This window comes from Pseudomonas sp. SLBN-26 (genome assembly GCF_006715895.1).
Taxonomy (GTDB): domain Bacteria; phylum Pseudomonadota; class Gammaproteobacteria; order Pseudomonadales; family Pseudomonadaceae; genus Metapseudomonas; species Metapseudomonas otitidis.
The window spans coordinates 290136-313492 of record NZ_VFOB01000001.1; the positions used below are offsets into that span (position 1 = coordinate 290136).

Below are 23357 nucleotides of genomic sequence, written 5' to 3' on the forward strand. Positions count from 1 at the left end.
ATACCCAAACGAAGACGGTAGACAAGCATGAATCTCCACGAATATCAGGGTAAGCAGCTGTTCGCTGAATACGGCCTGCCCGTATCCAAGGGCTTTGCCGTAGACACCCCGGAAGAAGCCGCTGAAGCCTGCGACAAGATCGGTGGCAGCGAATGGGTCGTGAAGGCCCAGGTCCACGCCGGTGGCCGCGGTAAAGCGGGCGGCGTGAAGCTGGTCAAGAGCAAGGAAGACGCCAAGGCCTTCGCCGCCAACTGGCTGGGCAAGCGCCTGGTGACCTACCAGACTGACGCCAATGGTCAGCCGGTCAGCAAGATCCTGGTCGAGTCCTGCACCGATATCGCCAAGGAACTGTACCTGGGCGCCGTGGTAGACCGTTCCAGCCGCCGCATCGTGTTCATGGCCTCCACCGAAGGTGGCGTGGACATCGAGAAAGTAGCCCACGAGACTCCCGAGAAGATCCTCAAGGCCACCATCGATCCGCTGGTTGGCGCTCAGCCCTACCAGGGTCGCGAGCTGGCCTTCCAACTGGGCCTGCAAGGCGACCAGATCAAGCAGTTCACCCACATCTTCGTGAACCTGGCCAAGCTGTTCCAGGACTACGACCTGGCCCTGCTGGAAGTGAACCCGCTGGTCATCAAGGCCGACGGCAACCTGCACTGCCTGGACGCCAAGATCAACATCGACAGCAACGCCATGTACCGTCAGCCCAAGCTGCGCGCCATGCACGACCCGTCCCAGGACGACGCTCGTGAAGCCCATGCGCAGAAGTGGGAACTGAACTACGTCGCGCTGGAAGGCAACATCGGCTGCATGGTCAACGGCGCTGGCCTGGCCATGGGCACCATGGACATCGTCAACCTGCACGGTGGCAAGCCTGCCAACTTCCTCGACGTCGGCGGCGGCGCAACCAAAGAGCGCGTCACCGAGGCCTTCAAGATCATCCTGTCCGACAGCAACGTCGCTGCCGTACTGGTGAACATCTTCGGCGGTATCGTTCGTTGCGACATGATTGCCGAAGGCATCATCGGTGCAGTGAAGGAAGTCGGCGTGAAGATCCCGGTGGTCGTCCGTCTGGAAGGCAACAACGCCGAGCTCGGCGCCAAGGTACTGGCCGAGAGCGGTCTGAACATCATCGCGGCGACCAGCCTGACCGACGCTGCCCAGCAGGTCGTCAAGGCCGCGGAGGGTAAGTAATGAGCGTCCTGATCAATAAAGACACCAAAGTAATCTGCCAGGGCTTCACCGGCTCGCAGGGTACCTTCCACTCCGAACAAGCCATCGCCTACGGCACCAAGATGGTTGGCGGCGTGACCCCCGGCAAGGGCGGCACCACCCACCTCGGCCTGCCGGTGTTCAACACCGTCAAGGAAGCCGTGGAAGCCACCGGCGCCGATGCTTCGGTGATCTACGTTCCGGCCCCGTTCTGCAAGGACTCCATCCTTGAAGCAGCCTTCGGCGGCATCAAGCTGATCGTCTGCATCACCGAAGGCATCCCGACCATCGACATGCTGGAAGCCAAGGTCAAGTGCGACGAACTGGGCGTACGCCTGATCGGCCCGAACTGCCCCGGCGTCATCACCCCCGGCGAGTGCAAGATCGGCATCATGCCCGGTCACATCCACCTGCCGGGCAAGGTCGGCATCGTGTCCCGTTCGGGCACCCTGACCTATGAAGCCGTGAAGCAGACCACCGACGCCGGTTTCGGCCAGTCCACCTGCGTGGGCATCGGTGGCGACCCGATCCCGGGCTCCAACTTCATCGACATCCTGAAGCTGTTCCAGGAAGACCCGAAGACCGAAGCGATCGTCATGATCGGTGAGATCGGCGGTTCCGCTGAAGAAGAAGCTGCTGCCTACATCAAGGCCAACGTGACCAAGCCGGTGGTGTCCTACATCGCTGGTGTCACCGCACCGCCCGGCAAGCGCATGGGCCACGCCGGCGCCATCATCTCCGGCGGCAAGGGCACTGCGGACGAGAAGTTCGCCGCCCTGCAGGACGCTGGTGTGAAGACCGTGCGTTCCCTGGCCGACATCGGCAAGGCCCTGGCCGAGCTGACTGGCTGGGAAGTCAAGAACGCCTGAGCGTGATTGACTGATGGCGAAGGCCACCCTCGGGTGGCCTTCGTTTTTTCTGTCGCAATGTAGCCATGGCGACAACCGATTACAGCAAGCCGACAGCCTGACCTGCATCAGTGCCGCAAAACCGTCGGATTCGCTAGGCTTGCGACCTTCCTGCGCATGAACCCCAAAAGGGGGAGGGCGCGCATTAGTAGTGGTTTGCCCCAAACGGGCGGATGACGGTTCCCCTCACCCAAAGGGAAGCCCCCTCGGAACAATGAATTTCGACTCGTGGTATCCCTCTCTATGACTCGTTTGAAAGGCTCGGACCTCCTGGCCCTCGGCTTCATGACATTTGCGCTCTTCCTGGGCGCCGGCAACATCATCTTCCCCCCCAGCGCCGGCATGGCGGCAGGCGAGAACGTCTGGTTCGCTGCGATGGGCTTTCTGCTGACCGGCGTCGGCCTGCCACTGCTGACCGTCATTGCCCTGGCGCGGGTAGGTGGCGGCATGGATCGCCTGACCTCGCCCCTGGGCAAGGTGGCAGGGCTTCTGTTGGCCATTGCCGTGTACCTGGCCATAGGGCCGCTGTTCGCGACGCCGCGTACCGCTGTCGTCTCCTTCGAAATGGGCGTTGCCCCCTTCACCGGTGACAACCCCACGGCGCTGGCCCTCTATTCCTTGGTCTATTTCGCCTTCGCGCTGTTCCTCGCGCTCAACCCCGGGCGGCTGGTGGACAGCATTGGCAAGTTCATCACCCCGGTGCTGTTGTCGGCACTTCTGGTCCTGGGCGGTGCGGCGCTGTTCGCACCGGCGGGCGACATCGGTGCCAGCAACGACGCCTACGCCAAGGCCCCCTTCGTCGAGGGCTTCCTGCAGGGCTACCTGACCATGGACACCCTGGGCGCGCTGGTATTCGGCATCGTGATCGCCACGGCGATCCACGACCGTGGCATCTCCGAGCCGCGCCTGGTCACCCGTTACTCGGTGATCGCCGGCAGCATCGCTGCAATCGGCCTTTCCCTGGTCTACCTCACGCTGTTCTACCTCGGCGCCACCAGCCAGGGCATTGCCGGCGAGGCGCAGAACGGTGTGCAGATTCTCACGGCCTATGTGCAGCACACCTTCGGGACCGCCGGTAGCCTGCTGCTGGCCCTGGTCATCACCCTGGCGTGCCTCACCACGGCCGTTGGCCTGCTTACGGCCTGTGGCGAGTTCTTCAGCGGCTTCCTGCCGTTCTCCTACCGCACGGTGGTCATCATCCTCGGCGTCTTTAGCCTGGTCGTCGCCAACCAGGGCCTGACACAGCTGATCAGCCTGTCGGTGCCGGTACTGGTAGGGCTCTACCCCCTGGCCATCGTGTTGGTTGCCTTGAGCCTGGCATCGAGCCTGTGGGTCGACGCCCGTCGGATCTTCATCCCCACCATGGGCGTCGCCTTGGTGTTCGGTGTGCTGGACGGTATCGGTGCAGCCGGCTTCAAGAGCTGGATACCTGGTTTCGTCGCGCAACTGCCGCTGGCAGATCAGAGCCTCGGCTGGTTGCTGCCGGTACTGGCAGTCCTTTTGGTCGCCGCTGTGCTGGATCGACTGCTGGGGGCCAAGGCACCACAAGTCGCCTGAGGTTCGTAGCCAAAAGAGACCGCCCACCGGGCGGTCTTTTCGTTTCCGGGGGCTTCAGAGCTTGCCTTCACAACCTCGCAGTGAGGTGCGCTCGAAGCGCTCCGGCAACCACCTGATGCGTTTCAGGGGCGGGCTCTCGAGTCCCTGGCGGGTGTCTCGCTCGTTACTGCCCTGTCGGGCGATCTCCTGGCGTGTCTCCAGGTTCTGGGCCACCGCGCCTGCCGAGCCGTGCGCATGGCCGAGCAGCGTAAAGCCGTTGGTCATCAATGCCAGTGCCGCCAGTGTGAGCAGGTGGCGCCTTGAGCGCTGCTGTTCCATGGCCACCTCAGCTTCGCCTTGCCGGGTGCGACAGGGGATGCGGATCGCTCAGCAACAGAGTCGGAACGGCCTGTGCCAGGCGTTCTCCCCAGCCGACCTGCGGCAGCACCGGCCGCGCCTGACTGAAGCTGCCGCTCAGCACCAGAACGATGGTCATCACGATGGTGTAGAGGCCCAGGCTGGCCAGCGCGCCGTTGCGTGCGTAAGTGAGCGGGGAGGGGGTCATGGCTGCGATCCGTCATCGGGTTGGGGTGACCCAGAATCGCCAATACGGATTCGATGGAAAAACGCTCCCTGAGCATTTCAACTATCGACATGGACGATGTCATCGCCACGAACGTCAAATTTTATTGACGATGCTGGCGCAGTGTCATGCCAGCTCCGTCGTGGCAGGTTGCAATTTCCTTCCCGAATTTCAGGCGCTTCGGCAACACGAGCAGGCCTTGCGAAGCGGCGCTATTTCAAAGCTCGGAGGCTTGTGTTAAATAAATCGCACACAAGGTGCCTTACCCAAGCTTCAGGACAATTTCATGCCCCTACGCATCTGCATTCTGGAAACCGACATCCTTCGCCCTGAGCTCGTCGACGAGTACAAGGGCTACGGCAAGATGTTCGAACAGCTCTTCGCCAAGCAGCCCATCGAGGCCGAGTTCGTCACCTACAACGTGGTGGAAGGCCATTACCCGGCTGCCGGCGAGCGCTTCGATGCCTACCTGGTCACCGGCAGCAAGGCCGACTCCTTCGGCGACGATCCCTGGATCCAGACCCTGCGCACCTACCTGCTGGAGCGCTACAAGGCTGGCGACAAACTGCTCGGTATCTGCTTCGGCCACCAGTTGCTGGCCCTGCTGCTGGGCGGCAAGACCGAGCGCGCCACCCAGGGCTGGGGCGTTGGCACCCATGCTTATCGTGTCGAGAAAAAGCCGGAGTGGATGAGCCCGGCGCTGGACGAGCTGACCCTGCTGATCAGCCACCAGGACCAGGTCACCCGCCTGCCCGAGAACGCCACCCTCATCGCCTCCAGCGAGTTCTGCCCCAATGCCGCCTACGCCATTGGCGAGCAGGTGCTGTGCTTCCAGGGGCACCCGGAGTTCGTTCACGACTACTCCCGTGCTTTGCTCAACATCCGCCAGCAGGCCCTGGGCGACCAGGTGTATGGCCAGGGCATCGCCAGCCTCGATCGCGACCACCAGGGCACGGCAGTGGCCGAGTGGATGATGCGCTTCGTGGCCAAAGGCCGCAGCGCCGCCTGAGTCTCCTCTCGCGCACGCACACGAACCGATGCCCGCACCAGCGGGCATCGTTTTTTTCAGGCCTGGGAAAGGGCTAGAGCCAGCCGGAGCGCTTGAAGCTGGCGAACAGGGCCGTGCAGCCCGTGGCGATGAAGCCCAGCACGCCGAAGTAGCCGTAGTGCCAGGTCAGCTCCGGCATGTTCTGGAAGTTCATCCCGTAGATGCCCGCTACGGCGGTGGGGAAGGCGAGGATCGCTGCCCAGGCGGCGAACTTGCGCTGCACCACGCTCTGGCGCGAGGACTCCAGCAGCAAGCCGATCTCGATGGCGTGGTCCGCCATCTCCCGCAGACCGGTAAGGTCTTCCAGCAGGCGACTCACGTGGATGGCGATGTCGCGGAAGTAGGGGCGCATGTTCTTGTCGATGAAAGGGAAGTCCAGGCGCTGCAGCTCCTGGCAGATTTCCGCCAGCGGACCGATGTAGCGGCGCAGGCGCAGCAGGTCGCGGCGCAGTCCCTGGATGTGCACCACATCGGTCTGGGTCAGCGGGCATTCCAGCACCCGCAGTTCCAGCGCTTCCAGGTCGGCGTGGTAGGTGTCGATCAGCGGCCGGTAGTTCTCGATCACGAAGGCCAGCAGCGCGTAGAGCACGAAGTCCTCGCCGTGCTCCAGCAACAGCGGGCGGGCCTCGCAACGCTGGCGGACCTGGGAGTAGGGCGCCGACTCGCCATAGCGCGCACTGATCACATAGCCGTTGCCGGCGAACAGCTGGGTTTCGATGAACACCAGTTGGCCGTCCACCTTCACAGGGGAATAGAGCACCAGGAACAGCGCATCGCCGAAGGTTTCCAGCTTGGGGCGGGTGTGGCGCTGCAGGGCGTCTTCCAGCGCCAGTTCGTGCAGGCCGAACTGGCGCTGGAGCGTGGTCAGTTCCTCGGGGCCCGGGTCATGCAGGCCGATCCAGACGAAGTGGCCGGGCTTTCTCGCCCATTCGAGCCCCTCGTCGAGGCTGATGTTGGCAACGCGCTTGCCTTTGGAGTAGACGGCGGCGGCGACCACATGACCCATGTAAGTGTTCCCTGTGCGGCTGGAGAGTGGGGCGAGCTTAACCCGCCCGGCGCGTCAGCGGGGCGCCACGTTGCCCAGGGCCACGTGGGCGCTATCAGTCGGTGGCCAGTTCGCGGTCCATGCCCTCGATGCAGTCGAGCATGCGCTGGCGGCACTCCTCCATCAGCGCGGGCATGTCGTCGAGTGTCAGGCCGGCCGTGGGGATGGCCGGCAGCGCACGGATCAGCACCCGGCCGCTGTTCCAGCGGTTCAGTCGCAACTGGCGGACGTAGTTGCTGACGCACACGGGAATGATCGGCACTCCCGCGTTGATGGCCATCTGGAACGCTCCGCGCTTGAACGGCAGCAGGCGCTCGCCCTGGTTGCGGGTGCCTTCGGGGAAGACCCAGATGGAGGTGTCGCGATTGCGCAGCGTTTCGGTGGTGGTGACCATCGCGTCGCGGGCGCGGCGGGCGTTGCCGCGGTCGATCAGCACGTTGCCGGCCAGCCAGTAGAGCTGTCCGAAGAAGGGAATCCATTTCAGGCTCTTCTTGCCGATGCTGACGGTACGTGGCGGTACCACCCGGCCCAGCACGTAGAGGTCGAAGTTGGACTGGTGGTTGGCGATGATCACGCAGGGGTGGTCCCGGGTCAGCGTGCTGACCTCGGCCTTGAGCTTCAAGCGCATGATGCACAGGCCTGGCAGCCCGTAGAGACGAGCACACAGGCGGCTGTTGTCGGGGTTGAACGGGCGGCACAGGCCCAGCAGCAGACCGGCGACGCCGGCGATGATGAAATGCACGCCCATCAGGACCATGCGCAGGAGAAAAAGCATCGGGCTCGCTCGATCAGGTAAAAGGCGCGCAGTGTACGGGTGTGCACTTTTGCCTGCAATCGCAGGCCGCCGGGGTCAATGGCCGCGCCCCGGCGTGGGCAGCTCGGGTTCCAGTGCGCTGTACTCCCGCACCAGCCGAGCCACCGTGCCGTCGTCCATCACTTCGCCCAGCGCGGTATTGAAGTGCTGGATGAAATCGGCCCGGTACGGATAGGCCTCGGTGTTCAGGCGGGAGAACCCCAGGTGGCCATGCTCGGTGGACAGCGTCGGGCCCTCCACCAGGCGGCTGGCCTCGTCATGGCTCAGACTGCCGTCGCGGACCATGCGCTGCAGCTCCCAGAGGATCGACAGCCGGTCGTTGATGTACACGTCGGTGCGCTGGTGCAGCAGTTTCAGCAGGTTGGTGCGGTTGTCGCGGGCGTAGGACTGGTCGATCACCCCGGACTCCACCATGTCGCGGTAGCGCACGTCGTCCACCGTGACGAAGCCGCTGTTCAGGCCCACCCGCAACCCGGCATAGGCCCTGGGGAAGTCCTCGAAGTGGCGCTTGCCCGCCAGGCCCGGGCGGATGAACACCGCCAGGCGCTCCTCCAGGATCGGCCGGGAATATTCCATCCACGGCCGTTCTTCAGGCCGGTAGTAGGGCGGGTAGAGGGCGAAGGCGCTGCCCTTGGCGATCTCCGCCAGGCCACGGGGCCAGGGGAGGGGACGGATGGACACGTGGTACTCCGGCATGCGCTTGAACACGCTGCGCAGGATGTCGGTATACAGGCCCCGGGCCTCGCCGTTCTCCTCGTAGCTATAGGGCGGGTAGCCGGAGTCGCAAAGGATGGTGACCTCGATGGGATCGGCCTCCGCGCGCCCCAGCAACAGGGCGCAGGCGAAGACGAGGCGCAGGAGCATACGCATGGCGGCCTCCGGGAACGCCGCGCCAGGCGCGGCGCGTGGTCAGATCCTGAAGCGGCTGAGCAGGCGATCCTGCTGGCCGACCTGATCCACCATCACCGCGCATTGGCGCACCTGCTGCTCGGCGCCGCCGGCCACTTCGTGGCTGATGTCGCGGATATTGGTGGTGTTGCGGTTGATCTCTTCGGTGGTGGCGCTCTGTTCCTCGGCCGCCGTGGCGATCTGCAGGTTCATGTCGTTGATGCGGTTGATGGCCTCGCGGATGCGCCCGAGCATGTCGTTGGCCGCGCCGGCGTCCTCTGCCGTGCGGCTCGCGGTGTCGCGGCTCTGCTGCATGCGTTGCTCGGCCTGGCGCACGCCGGTCTGCAGCTGGTCGATCATCTGGCGGATTTCCTGGGTCGACTGCTGGGTGCGGGAGGCCAGGGAGCGCACCTCGTCCGCCACCACGGCGAAGCCCCGCCCTGATTCGCCCGCCCGCGCCGCCTCGATGGCCGCGTTGAGGGCCAGCAGGTTGGTCTGGTCGGCGATGCTGGTGATCACCGAGAGGATCGACTCGATGTTCTGGCTCAGCTTGGCCAGCTCGTTGATGGCCTGGCCGGTGTCCTCCATCTCGTCGGCCAGCTGCTTGATCGCCTGGGTGGAATTGGAAACCACCCCCACGCCATTCTCGGTCTCCTCGTTGGCCGCCAAGGCAGCCTGGGCTGCGGCCTGGGCGTTGCGCGCCACCTCCTCGGCAGTGGAGGCCATCTCCTGCATGGCGGTGGCCAACTGGTCCAGCTCCTGCAGCTGCACCTGCAGACGGCTGGCGGCCTGCTCGGCTTCGTGGGAGGTGAGCTGGGTACTGCCGCGAACCTGGCGGGAGCTGCTCATCACGTCGGCGATCAGCGTCTGCAGGTTCTGCAGGAAGCCGTTGAACTCGCGGGACAGCACGGAAATCTCGTCATTGCCCTCGGCCGGCAGGCGCCGGGTCAGGTCGCCCTCGCCGCTGTTGATCTCGCGCAGCGAGGCGGCCAGACCGTCCAGCGGGCGCAGCAGGCTCTTCACCAGCAGGCTGAGCACCACCAGGCTGATCACCACGCCCAGCACAGTGCCGATCACGGCGCGCCAGCTCAGGGCATTGGCCTCGGCCATCACCTTGTCCTGGTCGAGGACCACGCCGATATACCAGTCCATCCCCTTGAGGTTGGGCAGCGGGGTGAAGGAGACGAGCAGCTTCTTGCCTCCGGCTTCCACCTCCTGCAGCTCCTTGCGCAGCGCCGGGCTCTTGCCGTCGAACAGCTCGCTGTAGGACTTGCCGTTCAGCTTGGTGTCCGGGTGGGAAATGATGTTGCCGTCGCGGCTCAGCAGGAAGGCATAGCCGGCGCCGTTGAAATCCAGGGTGTTGACGGCATCGGCCACGGTCTTCAGGCGGATGTCACCGCCCATCACACCGAGGAATTTGCCGGCATCGGTGATGCGCGCAACGGCAGAAATGAGGATCTCGCCTGTGGTGGAGTCGGTGTAGGGCTCGGTGAGCACGGCCTGGCTGCCGTTCTTGCCGACTGCGTACCAGGGGCGCTGGCGACCGTCCCAGTCCGGCTTGGGCTGCCAGGACGCATCGTTCTTGATCGGCTTGCCGTCTGCCTCCAGTGCACCGAATACCAGGATGAATTCGTTGCGCAGCATGGGCGAATCGAACACCCGTTGGGTCTGCTCGGGGCTGTATTGGCTGTCGACGTTCTGCGCCATGAGGTCCATCAGGCGGAGCTTGGCGTTGAGCCAGTTCTCGATCTGCCGGGCCAGTGCGTTGCTGCTTTCGGAAATGTTGGACTCGGTCTGGGCGCGCAGCGTCTCGCGGACCTGGCTCACCTGGGAGAGGGACAACAGCGCGGTGGTCAGGAACAGCACGGCGGCTGCGGCGAGGCTGACCTTGTGGACGATTCTCATTCGGGACTCCCCAAGCGGATGGAAGGCTGGCGGCTACCGTCCCTGACTGCCCCACGCATTAAAAGTAATACAGGTTTGCCAAGCTCACCTGTCAACGTGCCATCACCCGTCGGAAAATGAGCGGCGCTCCACAACCGCTCCGCTGAGCGAGCGCGACCCGCCGGCATGAAAAAGCCCGGCGCTGGGCCGGGCTTCGGGGGCTTGCCGGGGGCGCTTAGCCCAGGTGCTGCTTGTCCAGCTCGATGGCTTGGTCGAGGGTTTCCAGCAGTGCCTTGCGCACCTTCAGCTTGGTGTTGCGGTGGGCGGTCATGTTGATCTTCTTCAACTGCTGCGCGGCCGCCAGGGCGGTCGGCAGCAATGCTTCGGCCGGAACCACCTTGTCGAGGAAGCCGGCGTCCAGCGCGCCCTGCGGGTCGAACATCTCGCCGTTGATCACCGAGCGGTGGAAGGCGGACTTGCGCAGGCGGTCACGGGCCAGTTCGATGCCCACGTGGTGCATGGTCATGCCGATCTGCACCTCGTTCAGGCCGATGTTGAACGGCCCTTCGACGCCGATCCGGTAGTCGGCCGACAGCAGCAGGAAGGCACCCTTGGCTACGGCATGGCCAGGGCAGGCAACGATGATGGGGTAGGGGTGGGCCAGCATGCGGCGGGCCAGGGTGGAGCCGGCGGCGACCAGGTTCACCGCGTTCTGCGGGCCGGAGGTCATCACCTTCAGGTCATAGCCGCCGGAGAGGATGCCCGGCTGGCCGGTGAGGATGACGATGGCGCGGTCCTGCTCGGCGCGGTCCAGCGCGGCATTGAAGGCGGCGATCACATCCGGGGAGATGGCGTTCACCTTGCCGTTGGACAGGGTCAGGGTGGCGATGCCGTCTTCGAGTTGGTAGGAGATCAGCTCACTCATGGCGGGAGTCCTTGTTGTGGAATGCGGCAGACGTTACCCACGGGCGGTGGGCAGGTAAAGCGCTTTGGCTGACTGGCAAGTCAGCCACCATGCGGGCTTCAGCGCGTCCGCGAGGTTTTCTATCAGGCCGATACCCAAGACCAATTGGCCCCTGGCGCGCCCCTTCCCTAGGGTGGCAGCGTTCGCCATTCCAGGAGGTCTTATGGACAAGTGGATCAACCGCGCTGCCATCATCCTCGCGCTCATCCTGCTCGGTGGTTCCGTGCTGCTCGCCCAGAGTGCCACCCTGAAAAGCCCAATGGGCGTGCTGCTGCTGTTCGTGCTCGGCGTCGTGGTCTCGTTCGGCTTCGTGTTCTTCGGCAGCCTTAAATTCGATGACGCCCCGCACCGTGCTGATGCCGAATCCGGGCGTCGGCCATAAGCGCATGAAAATTCTCAAAAAAATATTTGCATTCCGGAAAACACTCCACTAAATTAGCGCACCTCGACGGGGCCAACGCCTCAGAGAGATTCCGGTGAGGTGTCCGAGCGGTTGAAGGAGCACGCCTGGAAAGTGTGTATACGGGAAACCGTATCGAGGGTTCGAATCCCTCCCTCACCGCCACTTTCCGATACAAGCAAACCCCTGATATTCCTAGTGAAGTCAGGGGTTTTTGCTTTTCTGGCTAGATGCGCTAGGACCATTTTTAGGGCCAAAACGCCGTTTTCCAGTCTAGATCAGGACGGTGCCTCCCTCTTTCTACGCGCCCCTCTGCTGGCACAGAATGCCTCGTTGCCATAAGCCAGGGTTGCAGGGATGCGCACCAACTACGTCCTCATCGATTACGAAAATGTCCAGGTCAATTCCCTGGAACTGCTCCAGCCTCCCCATTTCAAGGTCAAGGTCTTTCTCGGGCCAAACAATACGCGCTTGCCCGTCGAGTTGGCGTTAGGCATCCAGCGTCTGGGAGATCGCGCCGGTTACATCCAGCTTGGAACGCCTGGGCAGAACGCACTCGATTTCCATATCGCGTTCTACTTGGGACAACTGACTGTCCAAGAGCCTGACGCGTTCTTTCACGTGATTTCCCGGGACAAGGGTTTCGACCCTCTGATCAAGCACCTGAAGAACCAGGGGGTATTCGCGGCACGATCCGAGCTCATTGAAGCCATGCCGTGTTTCTGCGTGCCCAAGGCGGTTCCGGAGCCAGCGCCGAAATTGAAGCCCGTTTCTGCTCCACCCAAGGCCAAGGTCAATCCGGTGGATGAGGCGGAGGTGCGTGCGGTGATTGCCGACCTGATTGGCCGAAAGGGCTCTCGTCCCGGAACGGTGAAAACGTTGCTCAACACCATTCGTGCAAAGCTTGGAAAGCAGTCCGTCGAAGACATCCAGTCCATCTACAACGCCTTGCGAAAGCGTGGCCTGATCGTGGAGAAAGGCACGAAGGTCTCCTACGCCTTGCCCAAGAGCGCCTGAAGCGGGGCTCCGCTTTAAAGGTCTTTCGGGTTCGCCATGAACCCTTCTGTTCCGCTCATCCCGGTCCTTACTGTCCCTGTGCTCCCTGGTCCTTTGTTGCGAGCATGCGTGCCCTGATCAAGCCCTGAGAGTTGGACCATGGCGGACCTGCCCGTGGAGTTTCCTGAGTTTTTCCTGCCCCGCTGCACGCTGCGACGGATCCATCCCCGTGACGTCGGGGCGATCTTCGCCGGGTTGTCCCACCCCCAGGTGATCGCCCACTACGGCGTGTCCTACGACAGCCTGGAGGCGACGGACGAGCAGATGCGCTGGTACGACTCGCTCCTTGAGGAGCGCCGAGGTATCTGGTGGGGCATCGCCTTGCCGGGGCAGGACGAGTTGGTGGGCGCCTGCGGTTTCAACGACTGGTCCCACGCCGACCGCAGCCTCGACATCGGCTACTGGCTGATGCCGGAGCACTGGGGTCAGGGCCTGATGCAGGCCTGCCTGCCTAGCATCCTCCGCTTCGCCCTGGCCACCCTCGGCGTGCACCGCATTCACGCCGATGTGGAGCCCGAGAACCCCGCCAGCGCCCGTTTGCTGGAGCGTCTCGGCTTCGTGCTCGAGGGCACCCTGCGGGACGTGGAGTGCAAGGATGGCCGCTTCCTCAGCCTGCACCAGTACAGCCTGCTGGCCACCGATCCGGCAGGGCGAGCGTTGCTGGCTTCATCGCGCGGCGACTGACCCTCAGCGGCGCGTTGGGCTGCCTTTATAGGCATGGCGTTTCCACAGGGCCGGCCAGTCCTGCGCCCAGCAGCAGCCATGGTCGAAGCCGGGCATCTCGATAAGCTGTGACGGTGTCCCGGCGGGGTTGGCCGCCTGGAAGCGTTGCGCCAGTTCGGCGGGCGTGACCGGGTCGCGGCCGCCGACCAGGTGGACCTGGGGCAGCGCTCGCAGTTCGTCGTGGTGCCGTGCCGGGTTGTCCGAGTCGGTGAGGCGCGGGACGCGGTGCCAATCTGCCCAGGCGTCCGGGTCGAGGTTGCCGGCGACGGTGATGACCTGGCGCACATCCTCGCGTCGCGCCGCCACCAGCAGGGCGACGGCGGCCCCGCCGGAGTAGCCCACCAGCACCAGTTCCCTGGCCCCCAGGCTCGCCTTGAGGCGGCCCACAGCGTAGCTGGTGCCGGTCACCACGTCCGGGGCGAAGCGTGCCCCTGTCCAGTCCTGGGTCGTGCAGTGGCGGGTGCCCACGAACTGGCAGGGGCGGGCCAGGTAGGCGGCGCTGCCGTCCGGCTGCGCCAGGGCCAGTTGCAGGGCGAGCGGGGTGAGCGGGGTCGGGTCGGGTGAGGGCAGGGTGGGGCTGAGCCAGGCCAGCCCGTCGCCTTCCAGGTAAACGGTCAGCACCCCGCCAGCGCCGCCTTGCCGTGGGTGGTAGCTGCGCAGCACGAAGCGTCCTGCGTCCAGGTCCTCGGCCACCCAGCCGTGCGCCAGCGCATCGGCGTGTTGGGCGCGCTTGGCCGGGGAGGGCACCGTGGCGCAGCCGGCCAGGGTGGCCAGCAGCACCATCAGGGCCAGGTGCGCCCGGGCGTTCATGGCGCAGGCCTGCTCAGAACATCCAGCGCAGTTGCACCGAGGCGGTCTGCCCGAGGAAGCCTTCCTTGTGGGTGGCGTCGTAGCGGCCGGTGATCTCGGTGCCAGTGGCGGTGGTGTAGGTCAGCCCGGCGCCGGCCCGCTGGCTCCAGGCCGACTGATGGGTGCCGTAGGTGACGAACGCCGCGTCCGGCGCGCCGGCATAGGCCGAGGTGATGCTGGCGTCGCGGTTGTACAGGTCGTAGCCGGCGCCGAGGTTGGCGCTCACCTTGAGCTGGTCGCTCAGGGCGTGGGTCAGGGTGCCGTCCACGCCGAGCACCAGGGCGTCGGTGCTGCGGGACTTCACCTGCAGGTCCAGGCCGCCGGCACCTTTCTCGCGATAGGCCTCGTCCTCGATCCAGGTGTAATCCAGGCGGATGGACGGGGCGAAGGTGGTGCTCGGCGCCAGGGCGAAGCGGCGGTCCACCGCCACCCCGGCGTGAGCGGTCTTGCTGGTGTAGTCGGACTTCGCGCTGAGGCCTGCCAGGTCGATCTGCCGGCGCCCGTCATTGTTCATGCGACCCCCGTCGAGCTGAAACGACAGATCGCTCTGGGCATCCAGCGCGTGGCGGCCGTAGAGGATGAGCTGGTAGCTGTCCACATCGGCGCTCTGCTTGGGGCCGCCGGAGTGGCTGGAGACATCGGTCTTGGCGTAGGCGAAGGCCACGCCCAGGTCGGTGTCCGTCGAGAGGCTGCCGTCGAGGCCGGCCACCAGCCCCTGGGTGTCGGCGCTGTAGCCGTTCACCCCGTTGCGGCTGTCCTGGCGGGAATGGGTGGCGAAGGGCTTCAGCCAGAGGTGGCGGTCGCCCAGGAAGGCATCGCCTGACGACAGGCCGCGAGCGGTGTCGATGCGCGACTGCACCACGGCGTTGACGCTGCCGAGGGTGTCACGGGCCAGGGACAGGGAGTTGCCGGTCAGCAGTGGCAGGGTCTGCTCGACCCGGTCATTGACCTCACTGGCATTGCCGCTGCCGAGGATGCTGTTCAGCGCCTGGGCCAGCTCGGGCGAGTCGGTGCCACTGGCCAGCAGGGAGTCCCAGATCGAAGCGGCACCCCGTGCGCCGGGCTGGCTGGGGGAGACGGCCGCGCTGATGCTGGTCATGCCCGTGTCGCGCACCACCAGGTCCACCGCGTTGTTGCGGAACAATGCGGAGAAGGCATAGCGCAACGAGTTGTCGGTGACCTGCAGGCCGTTGTTGGTGACGCCGCCGTTGGCCGTCAGCACGTTGGTCAGGTCGCCGCCGGCGAAGGTGGGCTTCACGTCCACTGCGAAGGTGCCGCCGAGGTTGGCGCTGCCGCCCACTGCCAGGGTGCTGTAGCTGCCGCCGGCCGCGGCCAGCCCCAGGGTGCCGCTGGCGGTCTGGGTGAAGTTGCCGCCCACGCTGCTGGCAACGGCCGAACCGGTGGCGAGCGGGTTGGCGACCGTCGCGCCTTGCTTCAGGTACAGGCTGCCGGCGTTGTTCAGGTTGGCCAGGGTGCCGAGGGAAACGCCCCCCAGGAGGGTGCCCCCGGCCCGGTTGTCCACGTTCAGCGCAATGCCGTTGTCCACCTGCACGGCCGTGGCGGCGCTGGCGACGGTGCCGGTGTTCACCACGCTGCCGCCGCTGGCCGAGGTCACGCGGATGCCCACGCCGGTGGTGGTGAGGATGCCGCTGTTGCTGATGTCCACCGGCCCGCTGTTGGATTCGGCCAGCAGGCCGGTGAGGGCATTGATGCGCCCGGCGTTGAACAGGCTGATCGCGCCCTGGGCGCTGGCGGCCGCCATGCCCGCGTCATGGGCGGCATTGATGAGGCCGCTGGCGGTGTTGGTGAGGGTCACAGTGCCGGTGCCGTTGGTGTAGGCGCTGATGCCGTGGAAGTCCGGGCTGACCTGGGCCAGGTTGGGGTTGCGGTTGGCGGTGATGCTGCCGCTGTTGGTCACCCTCACATTGCCGTCGGTGCCGGCTGCCACCACCGCGTCGTAGTGGTCGGCTACCACGGTGCCGCTGTTGGTGATTTCCGCACCGCCGTTGGCGGACCAGGCGATCAGGCCCTGCCGGGTGGTGGAGCGCACGCTGCCCTGGTTGTCGATGCGTGCGGTGCCCTGGTAGTTGATGGCCCGGGCGCCGGCCTGGAACGCATGGACCGTGCCCAGGTTGGTGATGCCCACATCCACCGGCGCAAGGCTGGCCGAGCCGCCATCGGCGTACAGGCCGCGGCCGTTGGCGACCGTCACCTGCCCACGGTTGATCACCGATACCGGGCCATTGTTGGAGGTGGCGGTGATGCCGTCCGAGTTGGCGCCGTAGCTGGTGACGGTGGCGGCGCTGTCCACGCGGATTTCATTGCGGGTGGACGTGTCGTTGCTCTCCGAGCGCAGCCAGACCGCGCCGAACGGGCCGGCCGAGGTGATGCTGACGCCGGAGCCGATCAGCAGGTTGGCGTTCCAGCCCGCCTGGCTGGAGTACATGTACACCGCCGGGTAGTCGCTGCGGTTCAGCACGGTGGTGCCGTCGATGGTCAGGCTCTGGGTGAAGGGGCCGGTGGCCGAGGGGTTGCTCAGCACCGCCACCGAGTTCGCCGTCACGTCGGTGACGGTCAGCGAAGAGGCTCCCGCGTTGCCCTGCATCTGGATGTCGGTCGGGCCGCATTGCAGCGAGGCCACGTTGCCGGACGTGGTACAGCCGGTCAACGGCGGTGGCAGGGCGAAGGCGGAAGAGGCGCCGAGCAGGAGCGAAGCCTGGGCGATGTGTTGGGCAAGGCGACGGAGCGGAAAGGCGGTGGTGGTCAGCCGCATGGTGACGTCCCTGTTCAGGTGGTCGTATGGCGGGCACACCAGTGGCCCGCGGTCATGAAGGTCCCGGATGCCAGCGCGATGCCCCGGTCGCTGTACCCGATGCCCCATGCCGCTGCCGGACGGATCGTCGAATGGGTTTGCATTCGTGTCCTGTCTTCTATGGCAATAGATATAACCCTATTTTCTTTGTAAGAAAATTCCTTGATGGCATGTTGCCTTTGGGTAAATCTGCCTCATCACCTGGATGATGAGTGCTGCCGACATGAAGTCTTCCCTTTTGCTGGCGCCGCTGGCCTTCCTGGCCACGCTGGCCCTGGCACAACCCACCACCCCCTCTCCCGATGACGACGAGATCGCGCGCCGGCTGATCGAGGCGTCCATCGCCCGCTATGCGGGGAGCTGCCCCTGTCCCTACAGCACCGCCCGTAACGGCAGCCGCTGCGGGCGGCGCAGTGCCCATGACCGGCCGGGCGGCGAGGCGCCCCTGTGCTTTCGCGAGGACGTCAGCGACGAGGCCATCGCCCGCTACCGCGCGCGCATGGCCCAGGAGTGACGATCCGGGGGATCAGGGTGGCCCGTACTGGATGCTGGCGCACCCGCTGGACAGCAGTAATTCGCCGTCATCGGCCTCGAACGCGGTGATGGTCCGGGTCTTGTCGACGGTGACGGAGATGATGCAGCGGTTGGGGTGGTGCACGTTGTCCCAGTAGTGGGTGGTGACCAGGGCATTGCCCTGCTGCTCCGTCGAGCTGCCCACCACTTCGCTGCGGTAGTAGGAGGTGTCGGTGGTCCAGCGCATCACCACCTGGCCATCGGCGAGGGGCGTCATCTCGTCGGGGCGGCCGAAGTAGCTGATGGCGTCTTCGGCAGGGCGCCCCATCCATTGGTTGCGGGCCAGTATCTCGGGGAGCGTGTCCATCTGGATGCAGCCGGACAGGGCGGCGGGCAGGGCGAACAGGGCGAACAGGGCGCGTAGGGTCATGGGGGCCGTCTCCTCAGCGCTTGGGCGGGTTGCCGAGCAGGATGTCGAGGTCGCGCATCACCCCGTCGGTGCCGTTGCGCACCGCGCCGGGTGCCTGGTCATAGGCTGCTGGGGTCGTGAGGCCCCAGATCTGCGTACGGGTGACCTGGGCCAGCACGTCCGCCGTGGTGTTGCCGATCCGCAGCATGGCGTTGCCTTCGCGGTTCTGCGCGTCGCAGGCGAAGGTGTAGGCGCGGTCGACCCAGCTCTGTGGCACCGGTTTCCAGCCCTGCGGCGAGGCCAGGTTGGAGGGGGTGTTGGAGCGCATGTAGGCGGTGATGCCGTCGAACTTCACCAGGCGCTGGCGGCACTGGAACTGCATGCTGTAGTGCACGAAGTTCGGCGCCTCGGCGGATTCGAGCACCTGCACGACCCCGACGCTTCGCGGGGCCTCCGTTTCGCCCGAGCCCCGGCGCTGCTCGGCCACCGACAGGGCGTCGGCATAGAACATGTCGCGCTCCGGTGAATCGCCCGTGCCGAATATCACCCACCAGTCCGCGGCGAGGGCCGATTGCGGGGTCTGGGCCAGCAGGGCCAGCGTGGCGGCCCCGATCAGTCTGTTCCTGGTGTTCATGCGGTCTTCCCTGGTATGCCGGTCTGCGGCGCTGGGCGAACGGTAGCGAGCCTCCAGGGCGGCATGAATAGGGCGCATGGACTAGTGGCAGGGTGCTTGTTGGCGGACTGTGCGCCAGTGCGCAATGCGATGGGCCTGGACCCTGAACGCAACACCCCCTGGAGTCGTGGACCCCAGGGGGTGTTGTCTGGCGCGGGAGCGGCTCAGCGCTCGAGCACGTAGGTTTCGCCCCAGATGGAATCGTCCTTGACCGGCTTGGCGTTGAGCTTGACCGGGCGGTACTGCAGGTTCGCCAGGGCCTTGCTCATCTTCATGTAGCCGTACTTGGACGGGTCGCTGGCGCTGCGGAACTCCTGCAGGCCGGTGGGGATGCGCACCATGTAGAGCGCCGAGAGCTGGCAGTCGAGCTTGTCATTGGCCACGCGCCGGCAGTCGCTTTGCTCGAAGCCGATGTTGGGGGCCTCCGGGTAGAAGCCGTCCACCAGCACCGCCTCGCCTGGGGCCACCTCGAAGGTGGCGAAGGGTTTCTTCAGGTCGCTGTAGGCCTCGATGCTGGCCACCTTGCGTTCCTTGATGTCCGCCACCCAGCCACCCGCCGAGGTCTGCCGGGTGACGTCGTAGGCGTTGTTGCCCCAGCTCACGCATTCGCCGCTGACCACTCGTACGGCTGCGCAATAGCTCTGGTTCACCGTCTCGGTCTGGTACTGCGGGTCCTGCCAGCGCTGGCCCCGGTCGAACTCGCTGAATGCCTTCTCCACCAGCGTCACCAGGCCCAGGGGGGAGGGGGTGATGTCGCGATTGGCCTGGGGGTTGGGCGCGGTGGTGCGCGGAGAGTTGTAGACGCTGCCCATCAGGTCGTACTGGCCGGGTTCGACGATGTAGACCTGGTACAGGGTGCGGCCGAACACGGTCTGGTAGTGAGAGCCGTGCACGCCGATCTTCTCGGCCTTCATGTTGTTGCCAACATGGAGCACCCGCTTGGGGTTGGCGCGGTTGCGCCATACGGCGGTGCCGGTACGCAGCTTCTCGAAGCGCACCGCGTCGTCATTGTTCTCGAAGTCGTACTGCTGGCTGTCGAGGTTGATGGTGGTGGTCACCACCACCGCCATGCCGGAGGCCAGCGCCGCCTCGAACAGGTCGTCGGTGGCGGCGTGCAGCTGGCGGGCCTGGCTGACCACTTCCTGTTCGTACTGACGCTGCTGGTCCATCAGCGACGGCGGCGCCACGCAGCCGCCGAGCAGGGCGAGCGAGAGGGCAAGGAGACTGAGGCAGGGGAGTCCGTTCTTCATGGGCGTTCCTTCTGGAGACGGGCCTGGAGGCCCACCGGGCTGAGCGGGCAGGGATCGAGGTCGCCGAGCATAGCGACGGTGCCCGTCACGGTACGCCAACCGGCTCACGCTTGGCGGTGGGCTAGTACATCCGTACTAGGCTCTGCACGAAAAGTACCTGCGCCCGGAGACTTCTCGTACAGACCCTGGGAAGGGTGCTCCCGGCAGGAGCCGGGAGCGGAGGGGGTCAGAGCGGTTGGATGGTGCCGAGGCGGTCGTTGATGACGTAGGTGCGATTGGCGCTGTCGACCACGGTGATCTCGGCGCCAGCCACGCCATCGCGATCCGCCACCGCGTAGATGGCGTAGGTGCCCGATACCGGATAGTCCTTGGCCTGCCCGGTGCGCTGATGCACCACGCGCACCTTGCCCGGCAGCACCAGGATGACTTCCTGGCCGGGCTGGCCATCGGTGTCGGCGAATGCGCCGTGGACGCTCCAGTTGGAGCCGGTACCGCCGGCGTAGGTGCTCAGCACGGCACCTTGCACACCGCCACTGACGACCAGCAGGTTGCTGGAGGAGCGTGCCACCAGCTCGTTGCCGACCACGCCATTCAGGTCCGCCACGCCGATCACGCTGGTCATCCCGTCGGTGGGGAACTCGCGCCCGCTCTGCAGGTTGTAGTCGTACAGGCGCAGGCTGTTACCGGCGGTGTAGGCGAGGGTGGCGTACGGCATGCCCGCCAGGGTGTAGGCGCCCTGGTACTGCCAGGTGCCGCTGATGCCATCGGTGACAGCACGTTGGGTGCGGTTGGTGTCGGAGATGAGCACCAGGGCATTGCCGGTGCGGACGATCACTTCCTGGCCCGGCGTACCGTCCAGTTGCGCGGTGCCGGCCACGTCGAACAGCACGTTGCCCAGGGTGTAGCGGTTCTGGGTGTTGTTCGGGTGGTTGATGATCACCACGTCCGGGCCGGCCTTGACGATCAGCTCGGCCCCGGGCTGGTTATCGGTGTTGGCCGCTGCCGCAAGGTTCCAGGTGACGTTGCCGAAGCTGTAGCTGCGCTCCAGAGCGCCACTGGCGTTGCGCACTTCCAGTACACCGGTGCCCCGGTACACATTTTCCAGGGTGCCGTCGCCATTGAGGTCCCAGCGGCCAAGCAGCTCTGCTGCGCTGACGTGGCCAATCAGTGCCTGGCTGCCCAGCAGCCCGAGTCCCGCCAGCAGTCGTTTTGCATGTGTATTCATCGTTCGTTCCTTGTCCTTGATGATTCGGTCAGCTTCTGCTGACCGGCTACCAGCGAAGCACAGGCCGCTGCTCGGCGAAATGCTGGCCCTCTGATTTCGCCAACTGGGACGCAGTCGAAAGTGTCGCAGGGCTCAAGACCGCACACTCCAGGCCCGGACTTGCTCATAAGGACATGCATGAAACCGCTCTTCGCCCTCGCTCTTTCGCTGGCATGCGCCGCCGCCCAGGCCAGCCCCCACCCCTTGCCCGTCGACAGCCAGTGGAACGGCCAGACCCACGCCCAGCGCGCCGCCGCCTGGTGGCAGTGGGCGGTGGCCCAGCCGGCGCACCTGGACCCGCTGCGCGATACCACCGGTGCCCATTGCGCCCAGGGCCAGCAGGGGGACCTGTTCTTCCCGGTGATCAACATGGTCTTCTGGCGCGCCCGCCCGGCTATGCCCCTGAGCTGCGAGCAGGTGCGCCAGGGGGCCGCACTGAACAACGACACGGCGCTGGAGCTGTTCGTCGAACTGGACGGCCAGGCGCTGGAGAACCCGGCCCAGTACCGCGTAGCCACCCAGGAATGCTTCGACCTCTACGCGCGCCTGCCGGCCGGGGCGCCGAAGCGTTTCGGCAACCCGGCCGCCACCGACGGCTATTGGATTCTCCTGCCGCCTTTGCCCGCTGGTACCCACAACCTCAAGTTCGGTGGGCGCTACAACCGCCCCGGCGCCGCCTACGGCAAGACGGTCCAGGACATCGAGTACCGCCTGGAGGTACGCTGAGCCGCCTCCCATTCAGTGCTGTAGGGATGCCGCCCGTCGTCCGACCGGTGGCTTCCATCCATACTCCCCGGCAGAGCTGCGCGCTGGGCGCTACCCTGAAAACCGATGCAGTCGATCGTTGTGTACAAGCCAAGCCGTGGCCGGCCCCTCGGGCCCGGTCACACCCGGAGCCCGCGTCCGTGGGCACGGGTGGGGCGGTGCCGCCAGGCGCCGCAGGTCGAGTCCCTCGACCCCAGCGTCACACTCATCCATCGCCAGAGAGGAGGTCTTGAACATGAGCACCACCTTCCACGATGACGTCAGCAGCAATGTCTTGCGCCGTATGAAAGAGGGCGGTTTCGATTTCGCCCGCGTTCACCCCATCGAGTTCTACGCCATCTTCCCCGATGAGGACCGGGCCCGGATGGCCGCACGCAATTTCCGTGGTGAATCGCTCAACGCCCAGGTCTCCCCACGGGATGACGGGGCCTGGCACCTGCAAGTGAGCAAGGTGATGTACGCCACCCACGCCGGCATCGGCGACTTCGAGCATGACCTGGAGGAGCTGGTGGTTCCCCTGGGCGGTGTACTCGATGGCTGGGGGGTCACCCAGGAGGTCCCGGCGCAGCCGCGCTGAGCCCTGTTTCCTTGCCCATGCCGGCCAACCTTCGGGTTGGCCGGTTTCGTTCTGGGAGGCGGCGGGTCAGCGTTCGTCGCGGCGGAACTGCCCGGGCGAGACGCCCTTCCAGCGCTTGAAGGCGTGGATGAAGTTGGACACCTCGCCGTAGCCCAGGCGCTCGGCGATCTCCTCCAGGCGCAGGGCGGTGGAGCGCAGCAGCTCCTCGGCCAGGGTGCCCAGCACCTCGTCCTGCAGCTGGCGGAAGCTGGTGCCTTCGGCATCCAGGCGGCGCCTGAGGGTGCGCGAAGTCATGTGCAGCTGGGCGGCCAGGCTTTCCATGTCCACCCGCTGGCCCGGTCGGCCCAGCAGCAGGTCGCGGATGCGGCTGGCGAAACCGTCGCGTTGGCGGCGGCGGTCCAGCAAGGCGCGGCACTGGGCCTCGCAGTAGGCGGCCGCCTGGGGGTTGGCGCCGGGCAGGGGCAGGTCCAGCAGGGCGCGGTCGAAGGTGATGCAGTTGTGCGCCGCGCCGAAGGTCGGCTCCACGCCCAGCAGCGCACGCCAGGGCGTGGTGTCGGCCGGAGCGGGGAGGGCGAAGCAGGCCCGGCGCACCGGCAGGCCGCCCCCGGCCAGGTCACGGTGCACGCTGAGCGCGCCGGATACGTCGCGTTCCAGCACGAAGCCGCGCAGGTCCTCGGGAAGCGACGAGGGGATCAGGTGCAGCTGCGCTTCGTCCCCCACCTCGTCGATACGCAGGCCATGGAAGGCATAGGTCAGGTCCTGGTAGCGCAGGCCCAGCTCCACCGCGCTGCGGTAGGTGCTGCTGCTGAGCAGCGCATAGCCCCAGATGCCGTAGGTGTTCAGGCGGTAGCGCCGGCCGGCGTCGAGGCCGATGCCCGGACGATCCCCCAGCCCCCGGGCGATGTTGCGCAGCAGGCTCAGCTCCTGGGCCGCGTTCACCTCCGAGCCGGGGTCGCCCAGCAGCTGCCAGTCGAGCCCGGTACCGGCCAGGCAGTGCTCCAGGCTCAGGCCGTGGTCGAGGCCGAACTGGATCATCAGCTGCACGCTGGTGGCGCTGCGACGATGGGAAGTGGGAGCAGGGCAGGTCATGGTGGCACGAGCAGGTTGTCCGGAACTCACAATCAGGTGTCCGACTATGCCATAACCCGAACCCGGTGGCGGAACTAGGATGCATGCAGCCTCGC

25 protein-coding genes, 1 tRNA gene and 1 pseudogene are annotated in these 23357 nt (G+C 65.8%); 12 read left to right on the forward strand and 15 right to left on the reverse strand.

Features of this window, described 5'->3' with window-relative positions:
* Positions 1-27: 27 nt before the first annotated feature.
* The 3 genes from sucC (at position 28) to brnQ (ending at position 3677) form a co-directional block, all read left to right on the forward strand.
* A complete protein-coding gene (gene sucC, locus FBY21_RS01405) occupies positions 28-1194 on the forward strand; it encodes an ADP-forming succinate--CoA ligase subunit beta (RefSeq protein ID WP_044400213.1) in 1167 nt (388 codons plus the stop codon).
* Positions 1194-2081, forward strand: coding sequence for a succinate--CoA ligase subunit alpha (gene sucD / locus FBY21_RS01410; RefSeq protein WP_044400216.1), 888 nt, complete (start codon positions 1194-1196; stop codon positions 2079-2081). The genes sucC and sucD overlap by 1 nt, the downstream gene beginning before the upstream one ends.
* 282 nt (positions 2082-2363) lie before the next feature.
* Positions 2364-3677 (forward strand): branched-chain amino acid transport system II carrier protein, encoded by a 1314-nt coding sequence (gene brnQ / locus FBY21_RS01415; RefSeq protein ID WP_142008080.1) that lies wholly within the window; start codon positions 2364-2366, stop codon positions 3675-3677.
* A gap of 54 nt (positions 3678-3731) precedes the next feature.
* Here the strand turns inward: brnQ and FBY21_RS01420 are convergent, their stop codons facing one another.
* Entirely contained in the window at positions 3732-3995 is a 264-nt protein-coding gene (locus FBY21_RS01420) for a hypothetical protein (protein ID WP_142008083.1), read from the reverse strand.
* 7 nt (positions 3996-4002) lie between these two features.
* The gene (locus FBY21_RS01425) at positions 4003-4221 is read right to left on the reverse strand and encodes a hypothetical protein (RefSeq protein WP_142008085.1); all 219 of its coding nucleotides are present in this window, start codon (positions 4219-4221) and stop codon (positions 4003-4005) included.
* Here FBY21_RS01425 and FBY21_RS01430 point away from each other — a divergent pair.
* Together FBY21_RS01430 and FBY21_RS01435 are read left to right on the forward strand one after the other, a co-directional pair.
* Positions 4220-4480, forward strand: a complete 261-nt coding sequence (locus FBY21_RS01430; protein WP_142008088.1) for a hypothetical protein — start codon at positions 4220-4222, stop codon at positions 4478-4480. The two genes, FBY21_RS01425 and FBY21_RS01430, sit on opposite strands and share 2 nt — an antisense overlap.
* A gap of 45 nt (positions 4481-4525) precedes the next feature.
* The gene (locus FBY21_RS01435; protein ID WP_142008091.1) at positions 4526-5248 is read left to right on the forward strand and encodes an amidotransferase; all 723 of its coding nucleotides are present in this window, start codon (positions 4526-4528) and stop codon (positions 5246-5248) included.
* 73 nt (positions 5249-5321) lie between these two features.
* On the opposite strand, the gene FBY21_RS01440 is transcribed toward FBY21_RS01435, so the two are convergent.
* The 6 genes and pseudogenes from FBY21_RS01440 to FBY21_RS01460 all read right to left on the reverse strand — a co-directional run bounded on the left by FBY21_RS01440 (position 5322) and on the right by FBY21_RS01460 (position 10843).
* Positions 5322-6293 (reverse strand): magnesium and cobalt transport protein CorA, encoded by a 972-nt coding sequence (locus FBY21_RS01440; RefSeq protein ID WP_142008094.1) that lies wholly within the window; start codon positions 6291-6293, stop codon positions 5322-5324.
* Between the two features lie 94 nt (positions 6294-6387).
* On the reverse strand, positions 6388-7107 hold the full coding sequence (locus tag FBY21_RS01445; protein ID WP_107330922.1) for a 1-acylglycerol-3-phosphate O-acyltransferase: 720 nt from the start codon (positions 7105-7107) through the stop codon (positions 6388-6390).
* Positions 7108-7182: 75 nt separating this feature from the next.
* Positions 7183-8016: a substrate-binding periplasmic protein gene (locus FBY21_RS01450; RefSeq protein WP_142008096.1), complete on the reverse strand. Its 834-nt coding sequence runs from the start codon at positions 8014-8016 to the stop codon at positions 7183-7185.
* A gap of 39 nt (positions 8017-8055) precedes the next feature.
* Positions 8056-8883 (reverse strand): methyl-accepting chemotaxis protein, encoded by an 828-nt coding sequence (locus FBY21_RS30120; protein ID WP_373870879.1) that lies wholly within the window; start codon positions 8881-8883, stop codon positions 8056-8058.
* A 30-nt stretch (positions 8884-8913) separates the two neighbouring features.
* Positions 8914-9939, reverse strand: a pseudogene (locus FBY21_RS30125) (cache domain-containing protein); the annotation flags it as partial.
* 214 nt (positions 9940-10153) lie between these two features.
* A complete protein-coding gene (locus tag FBY21_RS01460) occupies positions 10154-10843 on the reverse strand; it encodes a crotonase/enoyl-CoA hydratase family protein (RefSeq protein WP_044400244.1) in 690 nt (229 codons plus the stop codon).
* A 202-nt stretch (positions 10844-11045) separates the two neighbouring features.
* Between FBY21_RS01460 and FBY21_RS01465 the strand changes: the two genes are divergently transcribed.
* The 4 genes from FBY21_RS01465 to FBY21_RS01480 all read left to right on the forward strand — a co-directional run bounded on the left by FBY21_RS01465 (position 11046) and on the right by FBY21_RS01480 (position 13022).
* Positions 11046-11264: a hypothetical protein gene (locus tag FBY21_RS01465; RefSeq protein ID WP_074969333.1), complete on the forward strand. Its 219-nt coding sequence runs from the start codon at positions 11046-11048 to the stop codon at positions 11262-11264.
* Between the two features lie 93 nt (positions 11265-11357).
* A tRNA-Ser gene (locus tag FBY21_RS01470) sits at positions 11358-11447 on the forward strand.
* 192 nt (positions 11448-11639) lie between these two features.
* The gene (locus tag FBY21_RS01475) at positions 11640-12299 is read left to right on the forward strand and encodes a PIN domain-containing protein (protein WP_142008101.1); all 660 of its coding nucleotides are present in this window, start codon (positions 11640-11642) and stop codon (positions 12297-12299) included.
* 138 nt (positions 12300-12437) lie between these two features.
* Positions 12438-13022, forward strand: coding sequence for a GNAT family N-acetyltransferase (locus tag FBY21_RS01480; protein WP_142008103.1), 585 nt, complete (start codon positions 12438-12440; stop codon positions 13020-13022).
* A gap of 3 nt (positions 13023-13025) precedes the next feature.
* Here the strand turns inward: FBY21_RS01480 and FBY21_RS01485 are convergent, their stop codons facing one another.
* Together FBY21_RS01485 and FBY21_RS01490 are read right to left on the reverse strand one after the other, a co-directional pair.
* Positions 13026-13871, reverse strand: a complete 846-nt coding sequence (locus FBY21_RS01485) for an alpha/beta hydrolase (protein WP_253543604.1) — start codon at positions 13869-13871, stop codon at positions 13026-13028.
* 13 nt (positions 13872-13884) lie between these two features.
* Positions 13885-16683 carry an autotransporter domain-containing protein gene (locus FBY21_RS01490; RefSeq protein ID WP_160158546.1) on the reverse strand — a complete coding sequence of 933 codons (2799 nt, stop codon included), beginning with the start codon at positions 16681-16683 and terminating at the stop codon, positions 13885-13887.
* A gap of 262 nt (positions 16684-16945) precedes the next feature.
* Here FBY21_RS01490 and FBY21_RS01495 point away from each other — a divergent pair, with 262 nt between their 5' ends.
* On the forward strand, positions 16946-17236 hold the full coding sequence (locus tag FBY21_RS01495) for a hypothetical protein (RefSeq protein ID WP_074969339.1): 291 nt from the start codon (positions 16946-16948) through the stop codon (positions 17234-17236).
* Positions 17237-17248: 12 nt separating this feature from the next.
* On the opposite strand, the gene FBY21_RS01500 is transcribed toward FBY21_RS01495, so the two are convergent.
* The 4 genes from FBY21_RS01500 to FBY21_RS01515 form a co-directional block, all read right to left on the reverse strand.
* The gene (locus tag FBY21_RS01500; RefSeq protein WP_142008108.1) at positions 17249-17665 is read right to left on the reverse strand and encodes a hypothetical protein; all 417 of its coding nucleotides are present in this window, start codon (positions 17663-17665) and stop codon (positions 17249-17251) included.
* A 13-nt stretch (positions 17666-17678) separates the two neighbouring features.
* Positions 17679-18278, reverse strand: a complete 600-nt coding sequence (locus FBY21_RS01505) for a hypothetical protein (RefSeq protein WP_142008110.1) — start codon at positions 18276-18278, stop codon at positions 17679-17681.
* Positions 18279-18481: 203 nt separating this feature from the next.
* The gene (locus tag FBY21_RS01510) at positions 18482-19567 is read right to left on the reverse strand and encodes a hypothetical protein (protein WP_142008112.1); all 1086 of its coding nucleotides are present in this window, start codon (positions 19565-19567) and stop codon (positions 18482-18484) included.
* 226 nt (positions 19568-19793) lie between these two features.
* Positions 19794-20792 carry a hypothetical protein gene (locus FBY21_RS01515; protein ID WP_142008115.1) on the reverse strand — a complete coding sequence of 333 codons (999 nt, stop codon included), beginning with the start codon at positions 20790-20792 and terminating at the stop codon, positions 19794-19796.
* Positions 20793-20969: 177 nt separating this feature from the next.
* Between FBY21_RS01515 and FBY21_RS01520 the strand changes: the two genes are divergently transcribed.
* Together FBY21_RS01520 and FBY21_RS01525 are read left to right on the forward strand one after the other, a co-directional pair.
* Positions 20970-21557, forward strand: a complete 588-nt coding sequence (locus FBY21_RS01520) for a hypothetical protein (protein WP_142008118.1) — start codon at positions 20970-20972, stop codon at positions 21555-21557.
* A 274-nt stretch (positions 21558-21831) separates the two neighbouring features.
* Positions 21832-22173, forward strand: coding sequence for a ribonuclease E inhibitor RraB (locus FBY21_RS01525; protein WP_069561933.1), 342 nt, complete (start codon positions 21832-21834; stop codon positions 22171-22173).
* Positions 22174-22239: 66 nt separating this feature from the next.
* Here FBY21_RS01525 and FBY21_RS01530 read toward each other — a convergent pair whose 3' ends face one another.
* Positions 22240-23262, reverse strand: coding sequence for an AraC family transcriptional regulator (locus FBY21_RS01530; RefSeq protein ID WP_142008120.1), 1023 nt, complete (start codon positions 23260-23262; stop codon positions 22240-22242).
* Positions 23263-23357 lie beyond the last annotated feature (95 nt).